Raw genomic sequence first — 24,949 nt, 5'->3', positions numbered from 1 at the left:
TTTATAATGATTAATATTCATAAGGATTAACAAGCGAATAGATATAGTACTTATCAAAAAGCCTAAACTCACTCGTTAACCGCTAATCAAATGAGCTTTGCCAACGCTTCTGAGGCGCGCTTAATATCTAGAAATATCAAGCCAAGTTTGGCATTGGGTTTTGCCATGATGGTAAGTACGGCTTCATCACCTGATGAGGTCATAATGACATAGCCTTTTTCGCCTTGAATCATAATGCGATCGATACTACCGCGTGCCAACTCGCGGCCTGCACGGTCGCCCAATGACAATAATGCGGCTGACATAGCACCCACGCGATCTTCATCCACGCCGGTTGGTAGAGCTGAAGCAATCATAAGACCATCGTTAGAGATTAGGGCAGATGCTTCTACATCTGCTGATGAACTGTTTAAGTCTTCCAATATCTGCTGAAATGAATCTGTACGCATATCGCTTTCTCTGTACTGGTGTGTGGTTTTTTATTGATGAGCTAACAAAGTTAGTCAAAAATATCCTTGTTTTAAGAAAGGTATTATAATTCCTTACCAATAATATTGATATATACTTACTCAATTAAAAGTAAATTTTTCGGACTTTTTTGCCTTTTATCATCAAATAACCACCTCTTAACCGTATTTTTTAAGGCAGGTAACCGTTTTTTTATAATGTTTGGTTGATGAACGGTTAGAAATTTATCAAAGTACTTTGTATTTTCGAATAGAAACTTTTTTGTAACTATCAATTAATGTCCGCCTTTGCTATTAAACGGAACTGCTAAAATTTAGCCAACAAAAATTGCTTATAGATGCTTATGACGAAGATATTTACTAGACTTATAAGCATTAAAGATGATATATATTTATGAGATAAAAAATGTTGTCACCTCTAAATCCGCTATAAAAAGACAAATTTAGTCAGCTACTCTAATCCCATTAGTCTCTATGCATATCTTGTATAGGGGCGTTTTCAGTTTTACATCAACATTTATAGTCCTCTTATCTACTCGCATACGTTATGGCGTCGATGTAAATAGTTACTATCAATAATTACTACCACCACTTTTATTCTAAGGAAGAGACATATGAGCATCAGTGAAGCCATCCAAAAAGTCGAAGCACGTTACGCCCATCAGCCAGAATTTATTCAAGCAGTAAAAGAGGTGGCGGTTACCATTCAGCCTTTATACGATGCGCATCCTGAGTATAGTACATTAAAGGTGTTTGAGCGTTTGGTAGAGCCCGATCGGGTATTTGGTTTTCGGATTAATTGGGAAGATGATCAGGGCACGGTACAAGTGAATCGTGGCTGGCGTGTGCAGTTCTGCAATGCTTTAGGGCCTTATAAGGGAGGTCTTAGATTTCATCCTACTGTCAATCAGTCTGTATTGAAGTTCTTAGGTTTTGAGCAAATATTTAAAAACGCCCTAACTGGTTTGCCTATTGGTGGCGGCAAAGGTGGGTCAGACTTTGACCCTAAAGGTAAAACAGATAGCGAGATTCGTCGTTTTTGCTACGCTTTCATGCGTGAGCTACATCATTATGTTAGCAAGGATATGGATGTGCCTGCTGGTGACATCGGCGTCGGCGGTCGAGAAGTCAGCTATATGTTTGCGATGTATAAGAACTTAACGCGTGAATCTACAGGTGTTATCACAGGAAAAGGCGTGGGCTTTGGTGGTAGCTTGATGCGTACAGAAGCGACTGGCTACGGTGCGGTCTATTTCTTAGAAAATATGCTCATCGCCCAAAATGACGTTATTAAAGGTAAAAAAGTGCTGATATCAGGAGCAGGTAATGTTTCATTGCATGCCGCCGAGAAAGTGAATGCTCTTGGTGGTGTGGCAATAACTGTCTCTGACTCACAAGGGGTCTTGCATGATGAAAAAGGTTTTAATCAAGAAAAAATAACTTGGCTAAAAAAACAAAAACAACAGCATAAACCACTAGCAGAGTATGTCGACATCTACGGTGGTGAGTGGTTTGCCAAACAAAAACCTTGGCAGTTTGAGGCAGATATTGCGATTCCATGTGCTACTCAAAACGAAGTTGATGAAGCAGACGCTAAGCTATTAGTTGAAAATGGTATCAAATATGTGGTCGAAGGCGCTAATATGCCGCTTACTGCAGAAGCGATTGACTATATTCGTCTGAACCGCGTTCATTATGCACCTGGTAAAGCGGCCAATGCTGGCGGGGTATCGGTATCGGCGCTTGAAATGTCTCAAAATTCTGTCCGTCAATATCAAACCTTTGAGCAAGTTGATGAGCGCTTAAAAGGTATCATGAAAGATATCCATGATAGTGCTGCAAACGCTTCAGCAGAGTATGGTCAAACTGACAACGGTTATATTGATTATATGGCTGGTGCCAATATGGTTGGTTTTAAACGTGTGGCTGACGCGTTGGTCGCATTTGGTATTTTAAACTAGCATTCCTTACAACCATCTAGTTATTGAAATAGTCGATACTGCGTTTGCTTTCTTTAGGCACACGCAGCATTTTTTTGTCGAAACATTTGTCGAAACAATAGCCATTGCTAATCGGAAATAAATATTTTTATCGGCAATGCACCTAGATTGGGTACTCAAACAAAGTAACTACACTTTGATACTTTTCCATCCTACAGTGAGTAGAAAACCTAGCTAACATATATCTACGGATAACGAAGCCAAAGTCTACTAATGAATGAAACGTAACAACTTGGTGAATAAAGTAAGTCACAAATGCAGGAGATAAGACAATGGAAAAACTGTCTAAAAATATGAAGTTGAACACTTTAGGTGCGAGTTTGATCGTTGCGCTGACAGTGGGTACTATGAGCACGACTGTGATAGCCGCTCAAACAAACCTATCTACCGAAGTCACATCAGCAAAAGATAACAAGGTTGGTCTAAAGCAAGCGATTACGATTGCAACCGAAAATGCATCAGGTATGCTCATCGGTGCCGATTATGATGAGGACGACGATGAAACAGAAAACGGCGTATATGAAATAGAGTTTAGTACGGCTAGCGATAGCTACGAAGTAATCGTTGATGCTATTACGGGAGCAGTTGTTAGTACGGATACTGAGCAATTAGATCGTGATGATATTAGCGACTATAACGTACAGAGCCGTGCAAAAGTAAATGTGATGAGCGCGATAGGTATCGCTGAAAAAGACGTAGGCGGTATGGTATTAGAGGTCGAATTTGAAGCAGATCGCGACTATGATGGTCATCCTCTGTATTATAAAGTTGACTTATTAAAAGGCAATGAGATCGTCGGTATTAATGTGGATGCCAATACAGGCGAGACGTTTGCCAACAAGTATAAGAGCTAGTAAAGATCTCTAGATAAACCAAACGAAAAGCCACCAGCTGAACATGTCAGCTAGTGGCTTTTTTAGTAATAAGTCAAGGTGGGAAGATTACACTGTCTTGCGCCATGTGCCTTGAACCATAACGCTTTGGATAGGGTTTAGCCCCATCTGATAAGCCAAGTCGGCAGGACGAGCGATATCCCATAGTACTAAATCAGCATCACAGCCGACTTCTATTTTACCTTTGTTAGGTAGCCCCAATGCTTGGGCTGCATGAACCGTAACCCCAGATAAAACCTCTTCAGTGGTCAAATAAAATAGTGTGCAGCCCATGTTCATCGTTAATAAAAGCGAGGTGAGAGGTGAAGTGCCAGGATTACAATCGGTAGAAAGCGCCATGGGTACTTGGTGTTTACGTAGCGCCTCAATGGGTGGCAACTTGGTGTCACGTAGCGTATAAAATGCCCCTGGCAGTATCACGGCAACGGTATTGCTAGCGGCCATTTTTTTGATATCTTCTTCCGATAAATGCTCCAGATGGTCGCTTGATAGTCCGTTATATTCAGCAACTAAAGCGCTGCCACCTATATCAGATAATTGCTCAGAGTGCAGTTTGACTGGTAGATCTAATGAGCGCGCCACTTCAAAGACCCGTCTGATTTGCTCGCTACTAAAGGCAATATTTTCACAGAAACCATCGACTGCATCGACCAAGCCTTCTGCATGCAGAATCGGCAGCCATTCGCAGACTTGCTCGATATAGTCATCCGAGCGGTCCTGCTCGTGAGACTTGTACTCAGGAGGTAGTGCATGTGCAGCCAGATAAGTGGTGCTCACATAAATGTCGTATTTTTCTCCCAGCTGGCGGGCAACTGTGAGCATTTTGCGTTCAGTTTCTAAGTCCAAACCATAACCAGACTTGATTTCGATACTGGTGACACCTTCTCTCATAAGTGCGAGTAGACGTTTTTCGCTTTGTGCAAATAGCGATTCAATACTGGCGGCGCGTGTAGCATCGACTGTCGCAACAATACCGCCACCTTGTGCTGCAATATCCTGATAGCTAGCGCCTTGCAAACGCGCCTCGAATTCATTGCTACGGTTGCCACCGTAGACAATATGCGTATGGCAGTCGATCAGTCCCGGAGTTATCCATTTACCATCTACATCTGTGATTTGGCTAGCTTGATATTTAGACAAATGAGCAGAGATCTGATCCTGTGTGCCGATCCAAGAAATTTTACCGTTTTCAATACCGATGGCAGCATTGTGCAGCTGACCGTATGGAATGCTATTAGCTTGATCATTGGCATAAATATCAAAACCGTATTGCTCTGAAAAGGTCGCGATATTGGCATTAATAATAATGTGATCAAAAGACGTTATAGTAGGCTCATCTAGTGTCTGTTCTGTAGTATTTTTCAATGCAGAGTTTTTTGATGGATGCATAATATGCTCCTGATTATTGTAAAGTCAGTGATCGTTGTGGGTAAAATCTAAGCGACAAGTAAGTGCTGTCCCACAATAGTGGCTAGTAGTCGAGCAGCAACTTTGCAGCTACGACCATCAACATCGAAAGTAGGATTAATCTCAGCAATGTCAGACATTTTTACTTTACCTGTGGCCATGATGGTTTTTACCATGCGCTCAACGAACCCAATCTCAATGCCGTAAGCGGCAGGTGCGCTGACCCCCGGAACGACACTAGATGGCAAGCAATCCATATCAATGGTCAGATAAACCACATCAACCTGATTGATAAAGTCTATAACCTGTTTAGCCAGTTTGTCCCAAGGCTTATAATGACAGTCCTCATCGCTAATGACTTGTACGCCCAATTGCTCAGCGCGATCAAACAGCGCCGCCGTGTTAGAAAACCGACTCACGCCGATACAGCAATAATAAAAAGGCTGTTCATACGTATCAAGATGTTCGGCAATCTGGCGAAACGGTGTCCCAGAAGTAGCAACATCCGACTGACGAATATCAAGATGAGCATCAAAGTTAATAATTCCGATAGTAGGCACTGTGTTTGTGCTGATATTTGCTTCGTTTGTATTGCCTAAGGCCTGCCATAATCCCAAAAAGCTACCATAAGCAATGGCATGACCACCGCCAATGCCGATGGGTAAGCCACCTTGCTTAATGATAATGCTGACTTCATCAGCATATTTAACTTGTGCCTGTTCAAGAGTGCTGTCGGCAAAATCATCATCGTCGTGACAATGAATGTCACCAGCGTCACCCAATAAGGTTGATAATTGTCCATCAAAACGTTGTTGCAAGTCAGCGATGACTGGCAGCGTGGCAAACGCTTGACGAATTAATGGCGGGGCGTGTCTAGCACCCACGCGGCCTTGATTGCGTCTGACGCCTTGATCACAGGCAAAGCCGATTAGCCCAATATGTTGTTTCTCATAGGGCTGAGCAAGCTGATACCAATAGCGGGCACGCACAGTCTCAAATGGCTCTGCACGACCTGTCCACTGAGTCATATCAGCAGGTGTGTGGCTAATGCGTGTGGTAGTCGTTGCTGTTATCGCTGTCGTCATCGCTGCTCTCCGTTAATCAATCAATCTTTATTTAGACTCATACCAGTCACTGCGTAGTGCTTGCCAATGTTCTGCAAGCGTACCGTCTAATACTAACTGCTTAGCTGCTTCAATATCTGGGGCTAGATAACGATCTTTGTCATAAAAAGTCACTTGCTCACGTAGTTTTTGGTGGGCGATAGTCAGCGGCTCTGAGGTGTCTAATCCGCGATGGAAGTCGATGCCCTGACTAGCAGCCAATAGCTCAATACCAACAATGGTCGCGGTATTTTGTGCCATCTCATGTAGACGACGGGCGCTATAGGTTGCCATAGATACGTGGTCTTCTTGGTTGGCGGAAGTCGGGATACTATCGACACTGCCTGGATGAGCGATAGATTTGTTTTCTGAGGCCAGTGCGGCGGCGGTCACATGGGCAATCATAAAGCCTGAGTTAACTCCAGCGTTATCCACTAGGAACGGCGGTAATCCACCCGATAGCGTCGCATCGATAAGCAAGGCCACACGGCGTTCAGACATAGAACCAATCTCGGCGATTGCCAAGGCCAAGATGTCAGCAGCAAAGGCAACTGGCTCAGCATGGAAGTTACCACCTGATATGGCAACTGGGCCGTCTTCGTTATTGAAGATAAGCGGGTTGTCAGTCACTGCGTTGGACTCGATGAGTAACGTTTTCCCTGCTTGGTTGATGATATCAAGACAGGCACCCATGACCTGCGGCTGACAGCGTAAGCAGTAAGGATCTTGAACCCTGTCGTCTTGCTCGCCGTCGTGTGAGGCACGAATGGCACTGCCTTTGATTAGCTGACGGTGTGCTTTGGCGATTTCGATTTGACCATGATGGCCACGCACTTCATGAATACGCGCATCAAATGGGGAGTCTGAACCTTTTGCTGCATCAATCGATAATGAACCAACGATGGTAGCGGTTTCGAGTAAATCACGCGCTAAGAAATAGCCACGCAAAGCGAGCGCGGTTGAGACTTGCGTACCATTAATAAGTGCAAGGCCTTCTTTAGCTGCCAATGTGATTGGCTCAAGTCCATGCTGCGCTAGAGCGTCAACAGCAGGTACTTTTTTACCGTCGACATAGACATGGCCTTCGCCCATCATCGCAAGCGTCATGTGTGATAACGGCGCTAAATCACCAGATGCGCCAACAGATCCTTTGGCTGGGATATGTGGGGTGATTTGATTATTGATTAGTCCAAGTAAGCTGTCTACCACTTCGCGACGTACGCCAGAGACACCTTGAGCCAAGCTAGCAACTTTCATGACCATAATCAATCGCACCACGCCGTCTGGTAGTGCTTCACCAGTGCCTACTGAGTGAGAAATGATCAGGTTGCGCTGAAGTAGCTCAAGTTGGTCATCACTGATACGCGTTTTTGCCAATAGGCCAAAACCAGTATTGATACCATAAGCGCTTTTGTCTCGCGCAATGATGGTTCGTACATCTTCGTGCGAGGCATCTATTGCCTCGTAAGCGCTCTCAGGCAGTGTCAATATGACAGGCTGATTATAAATATCACGCAGCATCGCAAAGCTAAGCTGGCGAGGGTGTAGGGTTAACGGTTTGATATCGTTCATAGGGATAATCCTAGTTGCATAGCCATAGGGGCTATATTATTTTTAATTCATATCTTTACTAAAATGGCGTGTTTTAAGTGTTTTTAGCGATCGTGATAGGGATTGTCAGGTTTGAATTTTTTAGCCAATCCAACTGAAGTATATTGCTAAATGACCAAAAGCCGCAGCCAACAAAATACTGAGTACCACGCGCTCAAACCAAATGATGACCATTTTGCCAACAGAGATAGGGATTTCAGTAGCAAGCACGCATGGAATCATGGCAGAAAAAAAACAGTACACTGCTGATGGAGATTACCCCTGCCACATAACGCGTCAATATGTCAGCATTGCTCAGTAATAATGCTGGCAGGAACATTTCAGCCAATCCTGCTGACATCCCTTTAGCTGCAACTAGCGGTTCTGGTAAGCCGCCAAGCGATGTGAATGGATAAAGAAGCAAGCCTAATGCGTCAAAGACAGGTGTATATTTCGCTAATAGTAAGCCTGTCAAGCCAACAGCAATGATGGAGGGCACAATCGCAGCTGCCATCGTTAGACCGTCGCGGAAGTTAGACCATAATATTTGTTTGAGGTCGGTTGCACGGCGGGAAGTGGATAAACCCAAATCAAACGCTGCAGCCAATCGTGTACCACGTTTATGGTTGAAAGCGGGGCGTTCGACATTATCATCAAAGAGACTGATAGGCGGAATACGAGCAGTAATTGCAGTAACAACAAAAGTGATCACTAGCGTAGACCAAAAGAACACGTTCCAGAACTCCATCAGGCCAAGCGTTTTGGCAACAATCACCATAAACGCCGCTGATACAGTTGAAAACCCAGTCGCAATGATAATGGCTTCACGCGCTGAATATTGCTTTTGCAAGTACACACGATTGGTAATGAGCAATCCAATAGAGTAGCTACCAACAAAGGAGGCTACGGCATCAATCGCTGATGAACCTGGGGTTTTCCAAATAGGTTTCATGATTGGCTGCATGAGCACACCAACCATTTCTAATAAGCCAAAACCAACCAAGAATGCCAATATCAATGCCCCAAGCGGTACAATCATACCGACTGGTAGAGCCAATTTTTCAAATAAAAATGGCAGCATGTCCTTTTCCATCATAAAGGCAGGTGCTATGTCAGCCACATACATCACTGCCAATATCAGACCAATGGCTTTGAAGGCAGTCATAATCATGTAAGTGATGTTTTTACGCCATGAGCCATCGATAAATGGCTTACTCACGCCATAGAGCATGAGTAAAAATAATAATGTCACAGATAGGGTGTGCTGCTGCGTAACCAGATAGGTTGCGCCATGATCGAACAAAATCGTGCTTTTTTCACCAATGGTAAATGGTACAAAAAACATCACCAAACCGATGGCACTGAATACGATTAGCCGTATGAGAGCAATAGTAGGTGATAGCAGTTTTTTTGACGATGGCATTGCATTTTCATCGTGTAGATCAGATGCTGTATTTTGCTCAATCATATTATCCTCCTTGATAAAACGCCGATAATGCCCTTATACCTAGTTACAGCGTATAAGGACAAGAGACAAACTATTTAACCATTGGCAGATTCAAACCATAGTCTTTCGCTGTTTTAATCGCTAATTCATAACCTGCATCAGCATGACGCATGACGCCTGAGCCGCAGTCATTAACTAATACACGTGACAAGCGTTTGGCTGCAGCGTCCGTACCATCTGCAACGATGACCATACCCGAGTGCTGCGAGTAACCCATGCCAACGCCGCCACCATGATGTAGTGATACCCAAGTTGCGCCGCCTGCCACGTTCAGCATGCCGTTCAATAGTGCCCAGTCAGATACCGCATCTGAGCCATCTTTCATGCTCTCTGTCTCGCGGTTTGGACTGGCAACAGAGCCTGTGTCTAAATGGTCACGACCAATGACAATCGGGCCTTTTAACTCACCATTTTTGACCATTTCATTGAATGCCAAACCTGCTTTATCACGTTCACCAAGCCCTAACCAGCAGATACGAGCAGGCAAGCCTTGGAACTGAATGCGCTCTTTTGCCATATCTAACCAGCGATGGACGTGTTTGTTTTCAGGGAATAGCTCTTTGATTTTTTGATCGGTTTTGTAGATATCTTCTGGATCGCCTGATAGCGCTACCCAGCGGAATGGGCCTTTACCTTGGCAGAATAGTGGACGAATATAAGCAGGAACAAAGCCTGGGAAGTTAAAGGCATCTTTGACCCCTTCATCGTACGCAACCTGACGGATATTATTACCGTAATCGGTTGCTGGAATATCCATCGCTTGCAAGTCCAAAATTGCCTGTACATGTGCGGCACAAGACTGGGCAGCGGCTTTAGTCAATGTTGCATGCTGCGTCGGATCTTCTTGGGCAGTTTTCCATTCTTCTACTGTCCAGCCAGCTGGCAAGTAACCATTAATTAAGTCATGTGCTGAGGTCTGATCGGTGACCAAGTCAGGCTTCATGCCACCAGCATTAGCGCGCTTGACCATTTCGGGCAAGATATCTGCAGCATTACCAAGTAGGGCGATAGAGACGGCTTCACCCGCATCGGTATGTTGCTTGATTAACTCATAAGCGTGGTCAAGGTCATCGGCTTGCTTGTCGACATAACCAGTACGCAAGCGGAAGTCGATACTAGACTGTTGGCACTCGATATTTAACGAGGTTGCGCCAGCAAAAGTCGCGGCTAGTGGCTGCGCGCCGCCCATGCCACCAAGACCCGCAGTCAAAATCCAACGACCCGCCCAGCTACCGTCATAATGTTGACGACCAGCTTCCACAAAGGTCTCATATGTACCTTGGACGATGCCTTGCGTACCAATATAAATCCAACTACCCGCAGTCATCTGACCGTACATAAATAGATCTTTACGATCCAGCTCGTTAAAGTGCTCCCATGTCGCCCAGCGCGGTACAAGGTTGGAGTTGGCAATTAAGACACGCGGTGCATTCTCATGTGTTTGAAATACGCCGACAGGTTTACCAGATTGCACTAGCAGCGTTTCATCCTCTTCTAATTTTTTTAGTGATTCTAAGATTTGGTCATAGCTTTCCCAGTTACGGGCTGCGCGTCCGATACCACCATAGACGACTAGGCTTTTTGGGTTTTCGGCCACGTCAGGATGCAAGTTGTTTTGTAGCATGCGATACGGCGCTTCGGTCAGCCAGCTTTTGCAATGTAGGGTACTGCCAGTGGGCGCGGCGATTTCGCGGCTCTCATCACGGCGAGTCAGCTTAGTTTCTGTGTTGGTTCCATGTTCAGTAGTCATGATCATATCCTTGTGATAGCAAGTAGGGCGATAAAGTAATCAGAGTATGTGTTTTACAGTCAGGCTAGTTTTCTACGTGAATTCATATAAATATCGAATTAATAGAACAGATTTTCTAGTACTGCTGTAAAGTTGTATATACAAATTATCAAAGATGCTTTTTTCATGCAAGGTTTTTTTATGGATAGCCACATTATTTTTGTGATTAACTCGGTTAAGACTAAACGCTTAGACATTTTGACTAAGGCTTGTACTCTAGTCTCGTGATATCATGTGGCCATTGTGATTAGTACAACTTACAGTTAAAGGCGGATATGACAAAGACGATTCCAGCGTATCAACGCATCAAAGATGCCATACTAGACAACATTCATTCTGGTAAGTGGCAAGCAGGGAACGCGATTTCGACAGAGATGGCACTGGCTGAAGAGTTTGGTGTGTCTCGAATGACGGTCAATCGCGCGTTAAAAGAGTTGAGCGAGGAGAGGGTGCTAGAGCGCCGGCAGGGATCGGGAACGTTTGTCGCGCAGCAGCAGTTTAATCATACCTTTGTAGAAGTGCGCAATATTGCTGAAGACTTAAAATCTGCCAATCGCGACTATGAGGCAAAGGTCGTGAGTAAGCGTGCGATTACCGCTGATATGCTTGATAATGAGTTGCGTCGTAAGTTTGGCATAGATGAAATAACCGCGCCTTTTAATACAAGTGCTCATACGAACGCTAGCGATACACCTGTACTATATGAAGTAAAGATCATTCACTTTGCTGATGGTCAGCCCATACAGTTTGAGGAACGCTGGGTCGATGCCAAAAAAGTACCAGAGTTTATCGATCAAGATTTTAGTGTGGTCAATACCAGTGATTACTTAATTGCCAAAAGCCCTCTAGAGATCGGTAGCTACACTATTCGAGCATTAGCAGCTCCTGACGATATTGCTGAATTTTTGCAAATTGCGCCGCAGTCACCAACGCTTGTGTTGCGTCGGCAAACTTACTCAGCAGGTCAGGTCGTTACCTTTGTAAAAATGTGGCATGCTGGTGATCGTTATCAATTCTCGGGTGAGTTGTAGCACAGACCTTGTATATGCTCACTGGTTTTGTACGTTGTTACGTTCAATGTAATTTACTATATCCGTAAGCGGCTATTTAGTTGAATCGCCGTTGCCATTAGCCTACTTTAGAACCGACTTACTCAATAGCTGCTATAATATTTGAACAATCGTTACAAATTAAAATATAATATAGAAAAGGTGTTGAAAAATAGCCTAAATAGCCTCAAATCGGGCAACCAACGCCGAATAACGTAGGACGGTTTGCACTGTTCTCTCGTGCCGGTTTGCCTTATTTATTAGCATTATGTATTTTATTAATCATCTGCTTTTCATTAGCACTGTGCATTTTTACTTTATTCATTCACTCTTTATAAGGACGTCTTATGAAACGTCGTACTCTCTTAGCCCTTGCTGCTAGCACCATGTTCCTTGCTGCTTGTGGTCAATCTACTACCAATGAAGCCGATACCAGTGCGACTGACAGCACTGCTACAGGCGGTTCTGATTTGCTACAACGTATTAATAATGGCGGCACTATCAACGTCGGTACAGAGGGTACTTACCCTCCATTCACGTACCATGATGAGAGTGGCGAACTAACAGGTTATGATGTTGAAGTCACGCGTGCAGTCGCTGATAAACTAGGCGTCGACGTTGAGTTCAAAGAAACCCAATGGGATGCGATGTTGGCAGGTTTGGATTCAGGACGTTTCGATATGGTGGCTAACCAAGTTAGTTTGACCACGCCTGAGCGTAAAGCAAAGTATGACAAAGCAACGGCTTATAGCTGGTCAGGTGCGGTAGTCTTGGCACCTACCGATGACGATCGTTATAGCTCGTGGGAAGGTCTAAAAGGTCTAAGTACTGCGCAATCACTTAGCAGTAACTATGGTGAGCTTGCAGAACGTTATGGCACAGAGATTGTTCCTGTTGATGGTATGGCGCAAGCGATTCAATTAGTGAAGCAAGATCGTGCTGACTTTACGATGAACGACAATCTAGCAGTATTGGATTATCTCAAAAAATTCCCAGATGCAAATCTTGAGATCAAACTGACGGCACCTGCTAGTGAGTTACGTGGCTCAGGCCTAGTGCTTATTAAAGGGGACGATGAAGTCGTAGAAAAACTGAATGGAGCAATGGCTGAATTGGCTGATGAAGGCACACTCACTAAGCTTAGTGAAGAGTTCTTTGGTGCTGATATAAGTCAACAAAAATAATGTCAGTTTCTATCATGTCAGCTTCTGTAATGTCTACATCATGGTTCGCGGACTTATTGGCAGTATTGCCATTTATGAGTCCTGATCGAGCGCAGATTGTCATCTCGTCGTTTTGGCCGATGCTCAAAGGCGGTATTTATTATTCGATACCGCTGGCATTGATATCGTTTACGATTGGTATAGCCATTGCACTGACAGTAGCATTGATTCGTATCGTTCCGCGCGCAAGTTGGTTCCATGAAGTCATTTATCGGCTTGCCCGTATCTATGTGTCCGCAATTCGCGGTACACCGATGCTGGTTCAGCTGTTTATTATTTTCTATGGTCTGCCAAGTGTCGGGGTAAAACTTGATCCTTTTCCCTCTGCAATTATTGCGTTCTCTTTGAACATCGGTGCGTATGCATCGGAGACAGTGCGTGCTTCGATTTTATCGATACCAAAAGGGCAGTGGGAAGCTGGCTCGACGGTTGGCTTGACATATCTACAGACTTTTCGTCACGTGATTTTACCGCAGGCACTTAGAGTATCGGTGCCGCCGTTGTCTAATACCTTTATCAGTTTGGTAAAAGATACCTCACTGGCGTCACTGGTATTGGTCACTGAGCTATTCAAACAAGCGCAGATTATCACGGCTCGTAACTATGAGTTTATGTTGGTCTATACAGAAGCGGCGATTATCTACTGGGGTATCTGTCTATTCTTGACCTTTATCCAAGGCAAGCTTGAAACTAGGCTAGATCGTTATGTGGCAAAATAATTGATGGTTGAATAGTTATTAGCCATATTTCATTAGCTGCAGAATTATTAGTTATACAAGTGCTCACGAATAAACAAGTCACAAATAGAGACCAGTACAACAGGAATTTTTATGATCAAAGTCACTAATATTCATAAAGCCTTCGGTGGCAATCAGGTGCTAAAAGGCATCGACTTGACCATAAACAAAGGCAAGGTAGTCGTAATATTAGGGCCTTCAGGATCGGGTAAAACCACCTTTTTGCGTTGTTTAAATGCGCTAGAGATTCCTGATCAAGGTGTGATTGCTTTTGATGACGATAGTTTGAGCGTCGACTTTGCGACTAAGCCAAGCAAAAAATCACTACTAGCCCTACAGCGCAAGTCAGGTATGGTATTTCAGTCTTATAACTTGTTCCCACATAAGACAGCGGTTGAAAACCTAATGCTTGGGCCGACAGTGGTACAAGGACAAACTAAAGCACAAGCCCGTGAGCAGGCTCTCGTACTATTAGAGAAAGTTGGGCTGTCAGACAAGGCGGATCTTTATCCATTCCAGTTATCTGGTGGTCAGCAGCAGCGTATTGGTATTGCTCGTGCGCTTGCTATTGAGCCGTCCTTACTACTGTTTGATGAGCCAACCTCTGCGCTTGATCCAGAATTGGTACAAGATGTGCTTGAGACCATGAAACAGTTAGCGTCTGAAGGTTGGACGATGGTCGTGGTGACGCACGAAATCAACTTTGCCCGCGATGTGGCCGATCATGTGGTACTGATTGAGGACGGCCATGTGGTCGAAGAAGGCAGTGCTAAGCAGCTGTTTGAAGACTCAACGCACCCTCGTACACAGGCATTTTTGCAACGTATTGAGCAGTAAAAACGTTTGTTTTTGCGTAAGTAATAAAACAAGAAGCCCCAATCATGATGCCATGGTTGGGGCTTTTTTTTGTCAAAGTAAGTCCAATATATTTTGTATAAGCAGCCAGTAACACTATATCTTTTGTCGTTGTTTTAACCAACGAGGGACGCGAGGAGCGGTACCATTTAACACAGCATTCAGTAAAGCTGCTAGCAAAATAAGCGCCACGCCTAGATACTGAATCCAAGACAAAGATTGATGCAGTAACAGCATAGCAAGTGCAATCGCAGTCAATGGCTCAAAAATCGTAAACACCGATGCACGAGTGGCAGGCAGTTTTTCCAATGCTTTCATATATAGACCAAATGGCACAACCGTTCCTAACAATGACAATCCCAACACGTAACCCCAAGTCATTAAGGGAAGGCTTACTAGCTGATCATAAGTGTTGTAAGTCTCAGGTAAGAATAGTAATACGCCAGCACTAATGATAATAGAGGTGAAAAATACCAAGGGAGCGGGGTGAGCGTAATGCATCGCGCGCTTGCCTAATACGCCATATAGCGAATAACACATTCCTGCTGACAGGCCGAGTAGAATACCCCAGTTAACTTTTGCTTGCTCGCCTAACATCGTTAAGCCCACACCGAACACTGCCATGAGTGCTAGCAACACTGATTTACGAGTGATGGACTCGCTCAGTAAGAATTTCGAAAACAATAAACTAAACACAGGCGCGGTATAGAGCAAGGCAACGGCAGGGCCAGCACCAACGTAACTGACCGCAAAAAAATAGCAGACAGACATACCAAGTACGCCTATCAAAGACTGCATCGCCAAACCAAGCCACTGTTTTGGCTTTAATTTGATGAGATGCGGCCACAGTTTTGGTAGCATGGCTAAAACGATAAAGGCCGCCGTGACGATACGTAATATCGTTACTTGCCAACCGCTAAATCCAATTTGGTTTAGGTAAGTTGAGAATATACCTAATGTGCCCCAGCAAATAGCAGCCGTGATGATTTGAATGGTGCCTAGCCATGATTGATGCGAATGGGTCGTTCCGCTATCGATGTTTGCCATACTATTTTCTTCTTAGGAGCTAAGTGACATAAGGTTTTGTAAGATTGCTATTGATACAATCTCTCCAAGCAACACTGAAATAAGAAAAGACAACCTGATTAAAGGCTGTCTTTTGTTTGTTGTTTCAGTTTATCACTAAAAGAGAATAAGTAGCTACTAGGGCGTGTCTTAAATTCAATCAATAGTCATCTAAAAGAAGTAAAAGTAGCTAGCATTCGCTAAACAATGCTTAGACCATCTAAAAAATGCCGAATCACTGACGAATATTCCATTCCTGTTCGTATCATTTTTTATTTCTATAGTCTCTGTTAATCAATCCATGAAAAGAATGTTTGCTCTCGGAGAGCATTTCGCTGAATAAAGCACACTTTTTCCACTTGGGTTCTTGGTAAGTGATCCGTATCAGCCCCACAGTTTTTTGATCGCTGTTTTACCCACTGAGTCTGTTCTTTTTTAAGATTAGTCGTCATATCTCCACCGTATAAGCGTCTGACTTCATCTCGCGTTACTCTGTAACTTTTATTCAATGCTTTATCAGACGTATTATACATCTGATCAATCAGAGCAGCTTGTGAGGCTAATGGCAAATAAGTCGCATTTTCTTTGTAGGTGGCACTATAAGTATCGACTGTCCATTTACTTCTTATAGATATTTTATGGTTCGATGTATCTATAAACCCATCAAAATTTTCGCCCTCAAAGGTATAACCCTGAAACCGACAAGGGGTCACACCATCTTTACATAAGCTATGTTTGGTTTGCGCAGAGTAGTACTTAACAGCATAGGGTGATTTGCTAGGTTCTTGTGTTGTCTGCAACAGCCGTCCTAAATCGGGAGTGACTAGCAGCATATTGTTGCAAGTCACGCTCCCTTCTGCACAGCTCTCATAGAGGTTGAGACGTTGACCTTGGATGTCCATTCCTAGTATAAAGTTTGCCTGTACAGGTTCTACCGCTGAGCTGACAGAAGTAGCCAATATTACACTCAAGAGTAACGTAGTACGTCCGAGTAAGTTGGACTTATTCAGGCTTGAAACAGACATAGGAGGAGTCATACAGATCTATACCTGTAGCAAGAAGTTACTTAGTAATCGCTTAGCGCCTTCAGTGGCAAATGATTCAGGGTGAAACTGTACACCCTGTATCGGATAGTCCTTGTGAGCCAGTCCCATAACTTCATCACCAGTCAATGCTGATTCGGCAAAGCTTAATTCAGCACGGCTGTCATTGGCGACCACTGAAGTGATCGTCAGGCAACTTGGAATCGTGTCGGCTTTGACCACTAGTGAGTGATAGCGCATAATCTCAAGCTCTTGTGGTAAGCCTTGATATATACCAGCACCATCATGGCGAATCGATGAAACCTTGCCATGCATCGGTACACTGGCACGTATGACGTCACCACCGAATACGTGAGCGATGCCTTGCATACCCAAGCAGACACCTAGTAATGGTACAGTCTTACCTAGTGTCTCAATGACCTCGCTACAAATACCGAAATACGCTGGATCATCCGGGGAGCCAGGGCCAGGTGAGATAATGATTCTATCGAGATTCATCGCTTGTACATCTGCTAAGGTGATTTCGTTATTGCGTTTAACGATGACGCTGGCTTCTTCATCACTGCCTAAAGTCTGTAAAATCTCGCCCACGTATTGGTAGAGGTTAAAGGTAAACGAGTCGTAGTTATCGATAATTAAAACATTCATGGGTCATAAACTCTTTTGTAAAAATATAGCTAGGTAAGATATAGTCAAGAGACTAATTACAGTTGATACCAGTTATGGCTGCATAAAGCTGTCTAATACGACTTTCATTGCAGACAGTTTGCGCTGAATCTCTAGGTACTCATCGGCTGGATTTGAGTCATAAACGTTGCCACCGCAAGTTTGTGCATAGGCAGACTCGCCACTAATGAAGAGACTACGAATAGGAATGGCGAAGATACAGTCACCGTTGAAATTAAACGATCCTAATGCACCGCCGTAAGCACCGCGACCATCTGGCTCTAGCTCGTTAATTACTTTGATAGCTTCTACTTTAGGTGCGCCTGATAAGGTACCAGCAGGGAAGTTGCTGGCAAGGGCACTGAACATATCTTCGTTCGGGTGCAAAATACCAACGATTTCAGACGATATATGCTGCACGTGAGAAAAGCGTTTGATATCCATCAAACTACGTACTTTTACCGTCCCAAATCGTGCCACACGGCCAATATCGTTACGATGTAAATCGACCAACATATTGTGCTCAGCAATCTCTTTATCATCGTTGAGCAAGGCACGAGCAAGCTTACGATCTTCGATCACATCAGCGCCGCGCTTGGCAGTTCCTGCGAGCGGATAGGTTTCCATTTCACCCTGACGCAAGCGGAACAGCAGTTCAGGAGAAGCACCAATGATGCACTGCTGAGCAAATTTCATAAAATACATGTGCGGCGATGGATTGACGGCACGCAGTTTTTCGTAAATCGGCATTTTGTCACCAACGATACGATACTTAGATTTGAAGCCGACTTCGCACTGAAAGATACGACCAGAGATGATGTCTTCTTTGACTTGCATGACCACATTGGCATGCTCCTCTTGGCTCATACCATCACCTAAGAACTCAATTTTGGGTGCATCATAGCTAGGCGTTGGTTCATCGAGTAGGGCTTTGATTTGCTCGATGCGGTTTTCTTGTTGATCGGTCGGGTAATAAAAATAGAAGATTTCTCCAGTCATTTTATCTAGCGTCAATCCATCTAGATAGACGCCAAACTTGAATGGTTCAAAGTCTTCGCTGGCCTTTGCATTAAGGCTTGGTTCAAAAAAGTTTACACAGTCATAACCTAAATAACCGACCAGACCACCACTTTGATCACGAGCGATGACATGTTGCGGCGTTATATCGCGCAGCAGTTGATAAGGGTTATCGGTTTGATAGTAACTTGTCTCAGCAGTTTGGTTATCGGTAATCGCAAGTGTGTTGCGATCTAATGCTGCTATGGTGGTGACAGGGTCAAAACCAATCGCGTGATGGCGCGAGATATGGCTGTCTTCGCCTAACGATTCGAGCAAATAGCAGGTATCAAAAGCACTTTCGATACGCTTGAATAGTGCAAAGAAATCGATATCTTGCGTCAGCTTGATACGCTGAGGCTTGCTCGGGATATCGATAGGTGCAGGTTTAGTCTGTATGCGTGTAATAGAGGTCATAACAAAGTCCGAAAAGATTCAAATATGTGTCGATTGATAAATGTGAGAGTAAAAAACTAAATGGTATCGTCAGAGTGCTTAAGAGCAGTCTCTATGAGTCGTCAGTAATGCGCTGACATCGTGGCTCTGTTTGGCCTTAGCACCGCGAGACACAGTGGCGATACCAACTCCTAATTGCTCGGAGATATCACGTTGGGTGATACCGCGATCCAGCAAGTCAAAAATACGTATACGATTGGCGATATCGTGCTGTTCTTTATCAGTCAGTAGTGCACTGAGTAATGCTTCGATATCTGTGCTATCAGTACAGTTTGTCAAATGTTTTACTAAGCTCTGATAAGGATCGGTAGTCATAATAAGTAGTCTTAGCCAAAGAAAGTAGATAGATCGCTTACTGAGCGAATGTCCTCCAAAGGACTATCTTGTTTCAGTATTCTAGTACAGTAGTACAATAAAAACAAGTGATAGGCAAAATCGTTGGTAATTTACTCGAAAAATAAAGGCTGACTTGACACGTTTATAGTCTATAGCGGTAACTAGCAGAGTATCAAAGGTGGTATGCACCAGTGCTCTAGTATCGTTTTGTGCATTTTACCTATAAAGAATATTCACGATAGAAATTTCTAATATTATTTATTGCCAAATTGTTAATACTTAGTTATTATGCTTTTCATTATTTAAATGCTAATCATTATCATTAATATTTATAATGTTATTCGTATATAAGTGTTTTTGAGGTTCCGAGTATTTCGATAGGCACTATTTAAAAAGTTGTTTGACAGTAACTTTTAAAAATAATTCTAATTTCTTATAGTAAATAAAGTGAGTTTGTTATGCGCGAAGTGAAGTTGTCAAAGCTATCTAGTCAATTGACAGTATTGTCTATAGGTGTTGCCGCTGTATTGTGGACACAGGCTGCTAGTGCCGCAACGGCATCAGACGTGCCAAATACAACGTTACAGACTATCACTGTAACAGCAAATAGCTCAGTACGTGACGCTGTACAAGAAGACTCTGTCTACATAGATGACTACACTCCAGCTGCACAAGCCAGCCATTTAAACGACTTTTTGGATGTGATACCAGGAGTAAGCGTAGGTGGTACATCATCGGTCAACCAACGTATTCGTGTACGTGGTCTTGATGATACCAATCTAAAAGTAACGATTGATGGCGCCCGCCAAGAAGGTGCGTTGTTCTATCATATGGGTGATATCACTATCGATCCTGACTTGCTAAAACAAGCAGAAGTCGCTGTTGGTAATAACTCGGTAACACTAGGTAATGATGCTCTTGGTGGTGCGGTTGCGTTCGAAACCGTTGATGCGGCAGATTTGCTCAAACCTAATCAAAAAATCGGTGCTAAAGTCAATGTGGGTTATGGTAGCAATAATGATGAACTATTAACTTCAGCTACCGTGTATGGCGCGCCAACAGAAAATGTGGACCTACTTGCTTACTATGGTAAGCGCGATACTAGCTCTGGTGAAGATGGCAGCGGTCGTGAGCTTTTTGAGGATAGTGAAAGCGAAAATATCTTATTGAAAGCGGGTGCTCATATCACGGATGCTCACCACGTTGGTGCCAGTTTTAGCCGTACTGAAAAAGATGGTATCTTTCCATTTCGCCCAGATTTCCCTAGCCTGTCTGATGAACCAATACCGCAGAAGATAAGCCGAGATACCTATACGCTCGATCATACTTATAATCCTGCAAACCAGTTGATAGATGTTGATACCAATATCTACCACACAGAGACGCAAATATTGCGTGATTCTGATAATGTAGGGCGTTATGAGTTTGATGCAACGGTAAAAACGACAGGCGGTAAAATTCAGAATACTAGCTTGATTGACAGTGGCGTTATTGAAGGTATTAAAGGCACTCATAAACTCATCACGGGTGTTGAACACTACAAAAAAGAGTCTGATTTATCCAGAGACTTTGAAAGAAGAGGTGGTGATGAAGCAACCAATACCTCTATATATTTAGAAGACCAATGGCAAATGGGTAAACTGTCTTTGACGCCAGGTGTGCGCTATGACCGTTATGAATCTCCAGAGTTTGTCTCTGGTGGCAAAACATATGACAACGTTATTGGTGCATTGGCTGCTAGTTATGAGATTGCCCCACGCACCCAAGTATTTGCTAGCTATACGCAGCTATTTAATGGTCCAGACTTAAGCCAAACTGTTTTTAATGATGACGGAGCAGGAACTTATACCAATAACGATCTAAAAGCAGAAGAAGGCTCTAATGCTGAGGTTGGTATTGCAACGACATTGCGCGATTTAACGATTGCTGATGATGCTCTACAACTGAGTGGTAAATACTTCATCACTGATATTGAAAACTATCAGCAATTTATCAGAACAGGTGATCGCGCGGGTCGATATGGTCTGAACTGTGAGACTGGTGTGCGCGGTTCATCGGGTAATTTGCAAGATTGCCAAGGTACAATCAACAGCGATGAAGACTATGAAATCAAAGGAGTTGAGCTAGCAGCTAATTATACGACTCGTAACTTTGGTATGGGACTAAGCTATTCGCGTGCCCGTAGTGAAGGTGATAAGACAGGCGATAGTATCCCATCAGTGAGCGGCGGTAGTGCGGACTCGGGTGATCGCTACATGGTCAACTTAAATTATGCACCAACTGATATCGTTGATCTAGGTTGGCGCAGTACTTATGTGTCATCGATTACAGATAATAATCAAGATACTAAGCCGAGCTACGATGTCCACGATATTTTTATGACTTATACACCAACTCAGATCGAAGGTATCAAAGCGACACTAGGCGTGTACAACATCTTTGATGAAACATATGCTAATCACTCATCTCGTTTAAATGCGACCAATGATGCTTCTACTGATTTCGACATGGGGCGCAATATCAAAACGTCTTTAACGTATCAATTCTAATGTAGCTTATCTAAATTAAGTCTAATCGTACTTATAAAGCCAGCTGTCTTACATGGTAGCTGGCTTTTTTTACGAGATTTTTGAGAGTGCGGTTTATATAAGAGTAGATGTTAAGTCGCTCGCTTGCTAGAAGATCAGTACCGTATAGATAGTATATAAGTTAAATCGTATGTGAGCGTGACGCCAATACTTTAAACAACGGCGAGATATCATCGAAACTCATTTATATGTCTCAAGTTATTAGACATTTCTATAGATATATTGAGCATTAATTACACCGCTAATAAACTCCAAATATAAGAATGCAAACATTAATGATAATAATTATCATTAATGTTTGCATTCTTATATTTATCTTGCTAAAGTGTGTTTCGTTCATTACAGAACAGTTAATAGCTCTTCACTCTATTCTGTTTATAGAGACTTTATTGCGATAAATATTTAATTCGTTGGCCAATGCCAGTTATAGCTTCATCAAACTTTTAACCCTACTCAGTACATGCCTTCATTCATTTGCCCTATATTCATATTTGAGCCTCTTGGCGATATTTAGCTATTTTTTAGTAGCATACGTATTTGCGAATACGTCTACTTGTGTGTGCTTGCACCGAGAATGTATCAATAGCATTGCATAGAAAGTGGCTAAAACCGTTCACTGACGGTGAGACAAATAGGTATTAAGGAAACTGAGCGCTTCAAGGAATATTATTTATGTCAAACCAATCAGGTTGCTCTGATTCTTCAGTCATCACTTCTCCAAAAAACCTTCAACGCGTCGTGACGGGTAAGCTTTTGCTAAGTATCGCTGTGGTATCCATTCTCAGTAGCACGGCTGTTGCTGCGGAGAGTGACGAGGTATCAGTTCAAGGAGCGACCGAGCAAGAAGCGATGCCTACGACGACACTAGATACTATTGTGGTACGAGCGGCAAGAGAGGAGTTAGAGCAGGCAGCAGGGCTGTCTGTCATTAGTGAAGAAGCCATCGAAAAAGCATCAGTATCTAATGATATTTCAGAAATTGTACGTAAGATGCCAGGTGTGAATCTGTCAGGATCATCAACATCAGGTCAACGTGGTAACCAGCGTCAAATCGACTTGCGTGGTATGGGACCAAACAACACGCTTATCTTGATCGATGGTCGTCCTGTCACTTCTCGCAATTCCTCACGACCTAGTCGTGGTAATGAGCAAGACACGCGTGGTGACTCGCAGTGGGTACCGCCAAGCGCCATCGAGAGCATTGAAGTATTGCGTGGTCCAGCAGCCGCTCGCTATGGCTCTGGAAGTATGGGCGGCGTAGTAAACATCATCACTAAGCGCCCGACTGAGTCAGAGTTTTCTGTGACTGGTCACTATGAGGCACCAGAGAGCGATCTAGAAGGCAGCAGCTGGCGTACTAACGTCAATATGTCTGGTCCGTTGACTGATAAGCTGTCCTCACGTACCACCCTTGGTTACCACGATAGTGAAGGGGACGATCCTTATATCAATGCGTCAGACGCACAGATTGTTGATGGGCGCAGTGGTCCGGCCGCCTCGCTAGCAGCGGGTACTGAAGGTGTTGAAAATATCGACGCGCGTCAATTGTTCGAGTACGCAATGGATGCGATGAATACGGTCGGTGTTGAGGTCAATTATAGCCGCCAAGAGAATCGCTGGGTAGGTGACTCATTGTTCCAAACCGTGAACGAAGGTTTGTTAGATGAGTTAGAAGGCGAAACAACCAATAAGATGCAGCGTTATGGCGCGGCGATCACGCATCGCGGTGAGTATGATGATGCTAGTAGTAACAGTTTCATTGAGTACACTCGAACCATTAATGAGCGCTTGGGTGAAGGTAGTGCGGGCGGTGGTGAAGGACAAATTCAGCTACCTGAAGACGGAGAGGATTTTGAATGGGTAGAGGCAACCTACGACACGCTAAATGCTAAGTCAGAGTGGGATATCTATTTTGACCGTCATACCTTGACTGCTGGTGGTGAGTTCCGCGGTGAAAAGCTGGATAACCCTGTGGTATCTGATATGACATTTGATGATGGTTTTGAGTTTGGTGATGTAGAGACCGACCCTGACAAGCGCGATCCAACCTCAGATGCCTATCTCGTCGGTGCTTATTTAGAAGATAACTATGAGATCACGCCTGATTGGTATGTCACGCCAGGCTTACGCTTTGATTATCATAGCGAAGCTGGTAGTAACTGGTCGCCTAGTATCAATACCACATGGCACTTTAGCCCTGACTGGTCCGTGAAGGCAGGTGTCAGTCGTGCATTTAAAGCGCCATCGCTGTACCAGCTTGACCCAAACTATATTTACTACACTCGTGGTGGTGGTTGCCCATCTTGGGTACCTCGTGATGAAAGAGGTTGTCAGGTTTTAGGTAACCCTGACCTAGAAAATGAAACCTCTTGGAATAAAGAGCTGACATTTACTTATGACGATGGTACTGGGCTGAATGCTGGCTTGACTTATTATCACAATGCCTATGATAACCGCATTGGTGCTGGTACGGATCGTGTGGCGGTAGATACAGCGACGAACCGTTCTATCTTTCAATGGGACAATCAAGGCGAGGCAATTGTCGAAGGTTTAGAAGGTTTTGTACAAGTACCAGTCACTGACAATGTTTCATGGTCTTCTAATATCACTGGCAACATCCGTTCAGAGCGAAAAGACAATGGCGAGCCATTATCGCTTATTCCTAAGTTCACTGTGAACACGGGTGTCGATTGGGATATTACGCCGCGTTGGAATGCTGACTTTGATGTGAGCTACTATGGCGCGATTGAGGCTCCTAAGCGTTCAGTGACCACAGATGATGAGCTAAATACTTTGGCGCTTGACCGCGAGCCGTATGCCATTGCTAATATTGGTACTCGTTATGATTTGAATGAGAGTATAACCGTTGGGGCTGGTGTCAAAAACTTGTTTGATACGGGTGTTTATCGTGAAGGTACTGCTACGAATGCTGGTGCACGTACGTTTAATGAGCCAGGACGTACTTATGTGTTCGACGTTAGCGTTGACTTCTAATCGGTAGGCACAAGGTCTGTTTAATTAAAAAGGTCTGAACTGTCAGTTCAGACCTTTTGTGCTGTCAGTAATTTCTTTTAACAAGTATTTCTAGTCATTTAATCAATAACTATCATAATATAACA

Annotated in this window: 20 protein-coding genes; 8 read left to right on the top strand and 12 right to left on the bottom strand. The window is 43.8% G+C overall.

Annotated features, from left to right (window positions below):
* Positions 1–86: 86 nt before the first annotated feature.
* Complete coding sequence (locus tag ACT3QQ_RS03435) at positions 87–449, bottom strand: roadblock/LC7 domain-containing protein (protein ID WP_010201036.1); 363 nt, start codon at positions 447–449, stop codon at positions 87–89.
* A 632-nt stretch (positions 450–1,081) separates the two neighbouring features.
* Between ACT3QQ_RS03435 and gdhA the strand changes: the two genes are divergently transcribed.
* Both gdhA and ACT3QQ_RS03425 read left to right on the top strand, forming a co-directional pair.
* Complete coding sequence (gdhA, locus tag ACT3QQ_RS03430; protein ID WP_444526921.1) at positions 1,082–2,428, top strand: NADP-specific glutamate dehydrogenase; 1,347 nt, start codon at positions 1,082–1,084, stop codon at positions 2,426–2,428.
* Between the two features lie 311 nt (positions 2,429–2,739).
* Positions 2,740–3,321 carry a PepSY domain-containing protein gene (locus tag ACT3QQ_RS03425; protein ID WP_444526920.1) on the top strand — a complete coding sequence of 194 codons (582 nt, stop codon included), beginning with the start codon at positions 2,740–2,742 and terminating at the stop codon, positions 3,319–3,321.
* An 87-nt stretch (positions 3,322–3,408) separates the two neighbouring features.
* On the opposite strand, the gene hutI is transcribed toward ACT3QQ_RS03425, so the two are convergent.
* The 6 genes from hutI to hutU form a co-directional block, all read right to left on the bottom strand.
* Positions 3,409–4,725, bottom strand: coding sequence for an imidazolonepropionase (hutI, locus tag ACT3QQ_RS03420; protein WP_444526924.1), 1,317 nt, complete (start codon positions 4,723–4,725; stop codon positions 3,409–3,411).
* A gap of 71 nt (positions 4,726–4,796) precedes the next feature.
* Positions 4,797–5,852 carry a formimidoylglutamase gene (hutG, locus tag ACT3QQ_RS03415; RefSeq protein ID WP_444526919.1) on the bottom strand — a complete coding sequence of 352 codons (1,056 nt, stop codon included), beginning with the start codon at positions 5,850–5,852 and terminating at the stop codon, positions 4,797–4,799.
* Between the two features lie 27 nt (positions 5,853–5,879).
* The gene (hutH, locus tag ACT3QQ_RS03410) at positions 5,880–7,442 is read right to left on the bottom strand and encodes a histidine ammonia-lyase (RefSeq protein WP_444526918.1); all 1,563 of its coding nucleotides are present in this window, start codon (positions 7,440–7,442) and stop codon (positions 5,880–5,882) included.
* Positions 7,443–7,562: 120 nt separating this feature from the next.
* Entirely contained in the window at positions 7,563–7,691 is a 129-nt protein-coding gene (locus ACT3QQ_RS03405; protein WP_444526917.1) for a hypothetical protein, read from the bottom strand.
* The gene (locus tag ACT3QQ_RS03400; protein WP_444526916.1) at positions 7,678–8,928 is read right to left on the bottom strand and encodes a YjiH family protein; all 1,251 of its coding nucleotides are present in this window, start codon (positions 8,926–8,928) and stop codon (positions 7,678–7,680) included. Before ACT3QQ_RS03400 ends, ACT3QQ_RS03405 begins: the two co-directional genes overlap by 14 nt.
* Before the next feature lie 70 nt (positions 8,929–8,998).
* Positions 8,999–10,717 (bottom strand): urocanate hydratase, encoded by a 1,719-nt coding sequence (hutU, locus tag ACT3QQ_RS03395; protein WP_444526915.1) that lies wholly within the window; start codon positions 10,715–10,717, stop codon positions 8,999–9,001.
* A 314-nt stretch (positions 10,718–11,031) separates the two neighbouring features.
* Between hutU and ACT3QQ_RS03390 the strand changes: the two genes are divergently transcribed.
* The 4 genes from ACT3QQ_RS03390 to ACT3QQ_RS03375 all read left to right on the top strand — a co-directional run bounded on the left by ACT3QQ_RS03390 (position 11,032) and on the right by ACT3QQ_RS03375 (position 14,602).
* Entirely contained in the window at positions 11,032–11,787 is a 756-nt protein-coding gene (locus ACT3QQ_RS03390; RefSeq protein WP_444526914.1) for a UTRA domain-containing protein, read from the top strand.
* Positions 11,788–12,152: 365 nt separating this feature from the next.
* On the top strand, positions 12,153–12,989 hold the full coding sequence (locus tag ACT3QQ_RS03385; protein WP_444526913.1) for an amino acid ABC transporter substrate-binding protein: 837 nt from the start codon (positions 12,153–12,155) through the stop codon (positions 12,987–12,989).
* A 14-nt stretch (positions 12,990–13,003) separates the two neighbouring features.
* The gene (locus tag ACT3QQ_RS03380) at positions 13,004–13,747 is read left to right on the top strand and encodes an amino acid ABC transporter permease (RefSeq protein WP_444526912.1); all 744 of its coding nucleotides are present in this window, start codon (positions 13,004–13,006) and stop codon (positions 13,745–13,747) included.
* A 111-nt stretch (positions 13,748–13,858) separates the two neighbouring features.
* Complete coding sequence (locus ACT3QQ_RS03375; protein WP_444521461.1) at positions 13,859–14,602, top strand: amino acid ABC transporter ATP-binding protein; 744 nt, start codon at positions 13,859–13,861, stop codon at positions 14,600–14,602.
* A 114-nt stretch (positions 14,603–14,716) separates the two neighbouring features.
* Here the strand turns inward: ACT3QQ_RS03375 and ACT3QQ_RS03370 are convergent, their stop codons facing one another.
* The 5 genes from ACT3QQ_RS03370 to ACT3QQ_RS03350 all read right to left on the bottom strand — a co-directional run bounded on the left by ACT3QQ_RS03370 (position 14,717) and on the right by ACT3QQ_RS03350 (position 19,221).
* Positions 14,717–15,667 (bottom strand): DMT family transporter, encoded by a 951-nt coding sequence (locus ACT3QQ_RS03370; protein WP_444526911.1) that lies wholly within the window; start codon positions 15,665–15,667, stop codon positions 14,717–14,719.
* A gap of 308 nt (positions 15,668–15,975) precedes the next feature.
* Positions 15,976–16,710, bottom strand: coding sequence for a lysozyme inhibitor LprI family protein (locus ACT3QQ_RS03365; RefSeq protein ID WP_444526910.1), 735 nt, complete (start codon positions 16,708–16,710; stop codon positions 15,976–15,978).
* An 18-nt stretch (positions 16,711–16,728) separates the two neighbouring features.
* The gene (locus ACT3QQ_RS03360; RefSeq protein ID WP_444526909.1) at positions 16,729–17,376 is read right to left on the bottom strand and encodes an anthranilate synthase component II; all 648 of its coding nucleotides are present in this window, start codon (positions 17,374–17,376) and stop codon (positions 16,729–16,731) included.
* Positions 17,377–17,448: 72 nt separating this feature from the next.
* Positions 17,449–18,867 (bottom strand): anthranilate synthase component I family protein, encoded by a 1,419-nt coding sequence (locus ACT3QQ_RS03355; RefSeq protein ID WP_444526908.1) that lies wholly within the window; start codon positions 18,865–18,867, stop codon positions 17,449–17,451.
* 78 nt (positions 18,868–18,945) lie between these two features.
* Positions 18,946–19,221: a Trp family transcriptional regulator gene (locus ACT3QQ_RS03350; protein WP_444521466.1), complete on the bottom strand. Its 276-nt coding sequence runs from the start codon at positions 19,219–19,221 to the stop codon at positions 18,946–18,948.
* 479 nt (positions 19,222–19,700) lie between these two features.
* On the opposite strand from ACT3QQ_RS03350, the gene ACT3QQ_RS03345 reads away from it, so the two are divergent.
* Both ACT3QQ_RS03345 and ACT3QQ_RS03340 read left to right on the top strand, forming a co-directional pair.
* The gene (locus ACT3QQ_RS03345; protein WP_444526907.1) at positions 19,701–21,791 is read left to right on the top strand and encodes a TonB-dependent receptor domain-containing protein; all 2,091 of its coding nucleotides are present in this window, start codon (positions 19,701–19,703) and stop codon (positions 21,789–21,791) included.
* 711 nt (positions 21,792–22,502) lie between these two features.
* A complete protein-coding gene (locus ACT3QQ_RS03340; protein ID WP_444526906.1) occupies positions 22,503–24,824 on the top strand; it encodes a FepA family TonB-dependent siderophore receptor in 2,322 nt (773 codons plus the stop codon).
* Positions 24,825–24,949 lie beyond the last annotated feature (125 nt).

Origin of the sequence: Psychrobacter sp. AOP7-A1-24 (genome assembly GCF_052376235.1) — a bacterium.
In the GTDB taxonomy this organism is placed as follows: domain Bacteria; phylum Pseudomonadota; class Gammaproteobacteria; order Pseudomonadales; family Moraxellaceae; genus Psychrobacter.
This window is presented reverse-complemented; position numbering and strand designations above follow the sequence as displayed.

Coding starts and splice junctions, on each gene's coding strand:
- gdhA (WP_444526921.1), top strand. CDS start 1,082: ATGAGCATCAGTGAAGCCATCCAAAAAGTCGAAGCACGTTACGCCCAT.
- ACT3QQ_RS03360 (WP_444526909.1), bottom strand. CDS start 17,376: ATGAATGTTTTAATTATCGATAACTACGACTCGTTTACCTTTAACCTC.
- ACT3QQ_RS03340 (WP_444526906.1), top strand. CDS start 22,503: ATGTCAAACCAATCAGGTTGCTCTGATTCTTCAGTCATCACTTCTCCA.
- ACT3QQ_RS03365 (WP_444526910.1), bottom strand. CDS start 16,710: ATGTCTGTTTCAAGCCTGAATAAGTCCAACTTACTCGGACGTACTACG.
- ACT3QQ_RS03385 (WP_444526913.1), top strand. CDS start 12,153: ATGAAACGTCGTACTCTCTTAGCCCTTGCTGCTAGCACCATGTTCCTT.
- hutU (WP_444526915.1), bottom strand. CDS start 10,717: ATGACTACTGAACATGGAACCAACACAGAAACTAAGCTGACTCGCCGT.
- ACT3QQ_RS03345 (WP_444526907.1), top strand. CDS start 19,701: ATGCGCGAAGTGAAGTTGTCAAAGCTATCTAGTCAATTGACAGTATTG.
- ACT3QQ_RS03435 (WP_010201036.1), bottom strand. CDS start 449: ATGCGTACAGATTCATTTCAGCAGATATTGGAAGACTTAAACAGTTCA.
- ACT3QQ_RS03350 (WP_444521466.1), bottom strand. CDS start 19,221: ATGACTACCGATCCTTATCAGAGCTTAGTAAAACATTTGACAAACTGT.
- ACT3QQ_RS03425 (WP_444526920.1), top strand. CDS start 2,740: ATGGAAAAACTGTCTAAAAATATGAAGTTGAACACTTTAGGTGCGAGT.
- hutH (WP_444526918.1), bottom strand. CDS start 7,442: ATGAACGATATCAAACCGTTAACCCTACACCCTCGCCAGCTTAGCTTT.
- ACT3QQ_RS03375 (WP_444521461.1), top strand. CDS start 13,859: ATGATCAAAGTCACTAATATTCATAAAGCCTTCGGTGGCAATCAGGTG.
- ACT3QQ_RS03390 (WP_444526914.1), top strand. CDS start 11,032: ATGACAAAGACGATTCCAGCGTATCAACGCATCAAAGATGCCATACTA.
- ACT3QQ_RS03370 (WP_444526911.1), bottom strand. CDS start 15,667: ATGGCAAACATCGATAGCGGAACGACCCATTCGCATCAATCATGGCTA.
- ACT3QQ_RS03400 (WP_444526916.1), bottom strand. CDS start 8,928: ATGATTGAGCAAAATACAGCATCTGATCTACACGATGAAAATGCAATG.
- ACT3QQ_RS03380 (WP_444526912.1), top strand. CDS start 13,004: ATGTCAGCTTCTGTAATGTCTACATCATGGTTCGCGGACTTATTGGCA.
- hutG (WP_444526919.1), bottom strand. CDS start 5,852: ATGACGACAGCGATAACAGCAACGACTACCACACGCATTAGCCACACA.
- ACT3QQ_RS03355 (WP_444526908.1), bottom strand. CDS start 18,867: ATGACCTCTATTACACGCATACAGACTAAACCTGCACCTATCGATATC.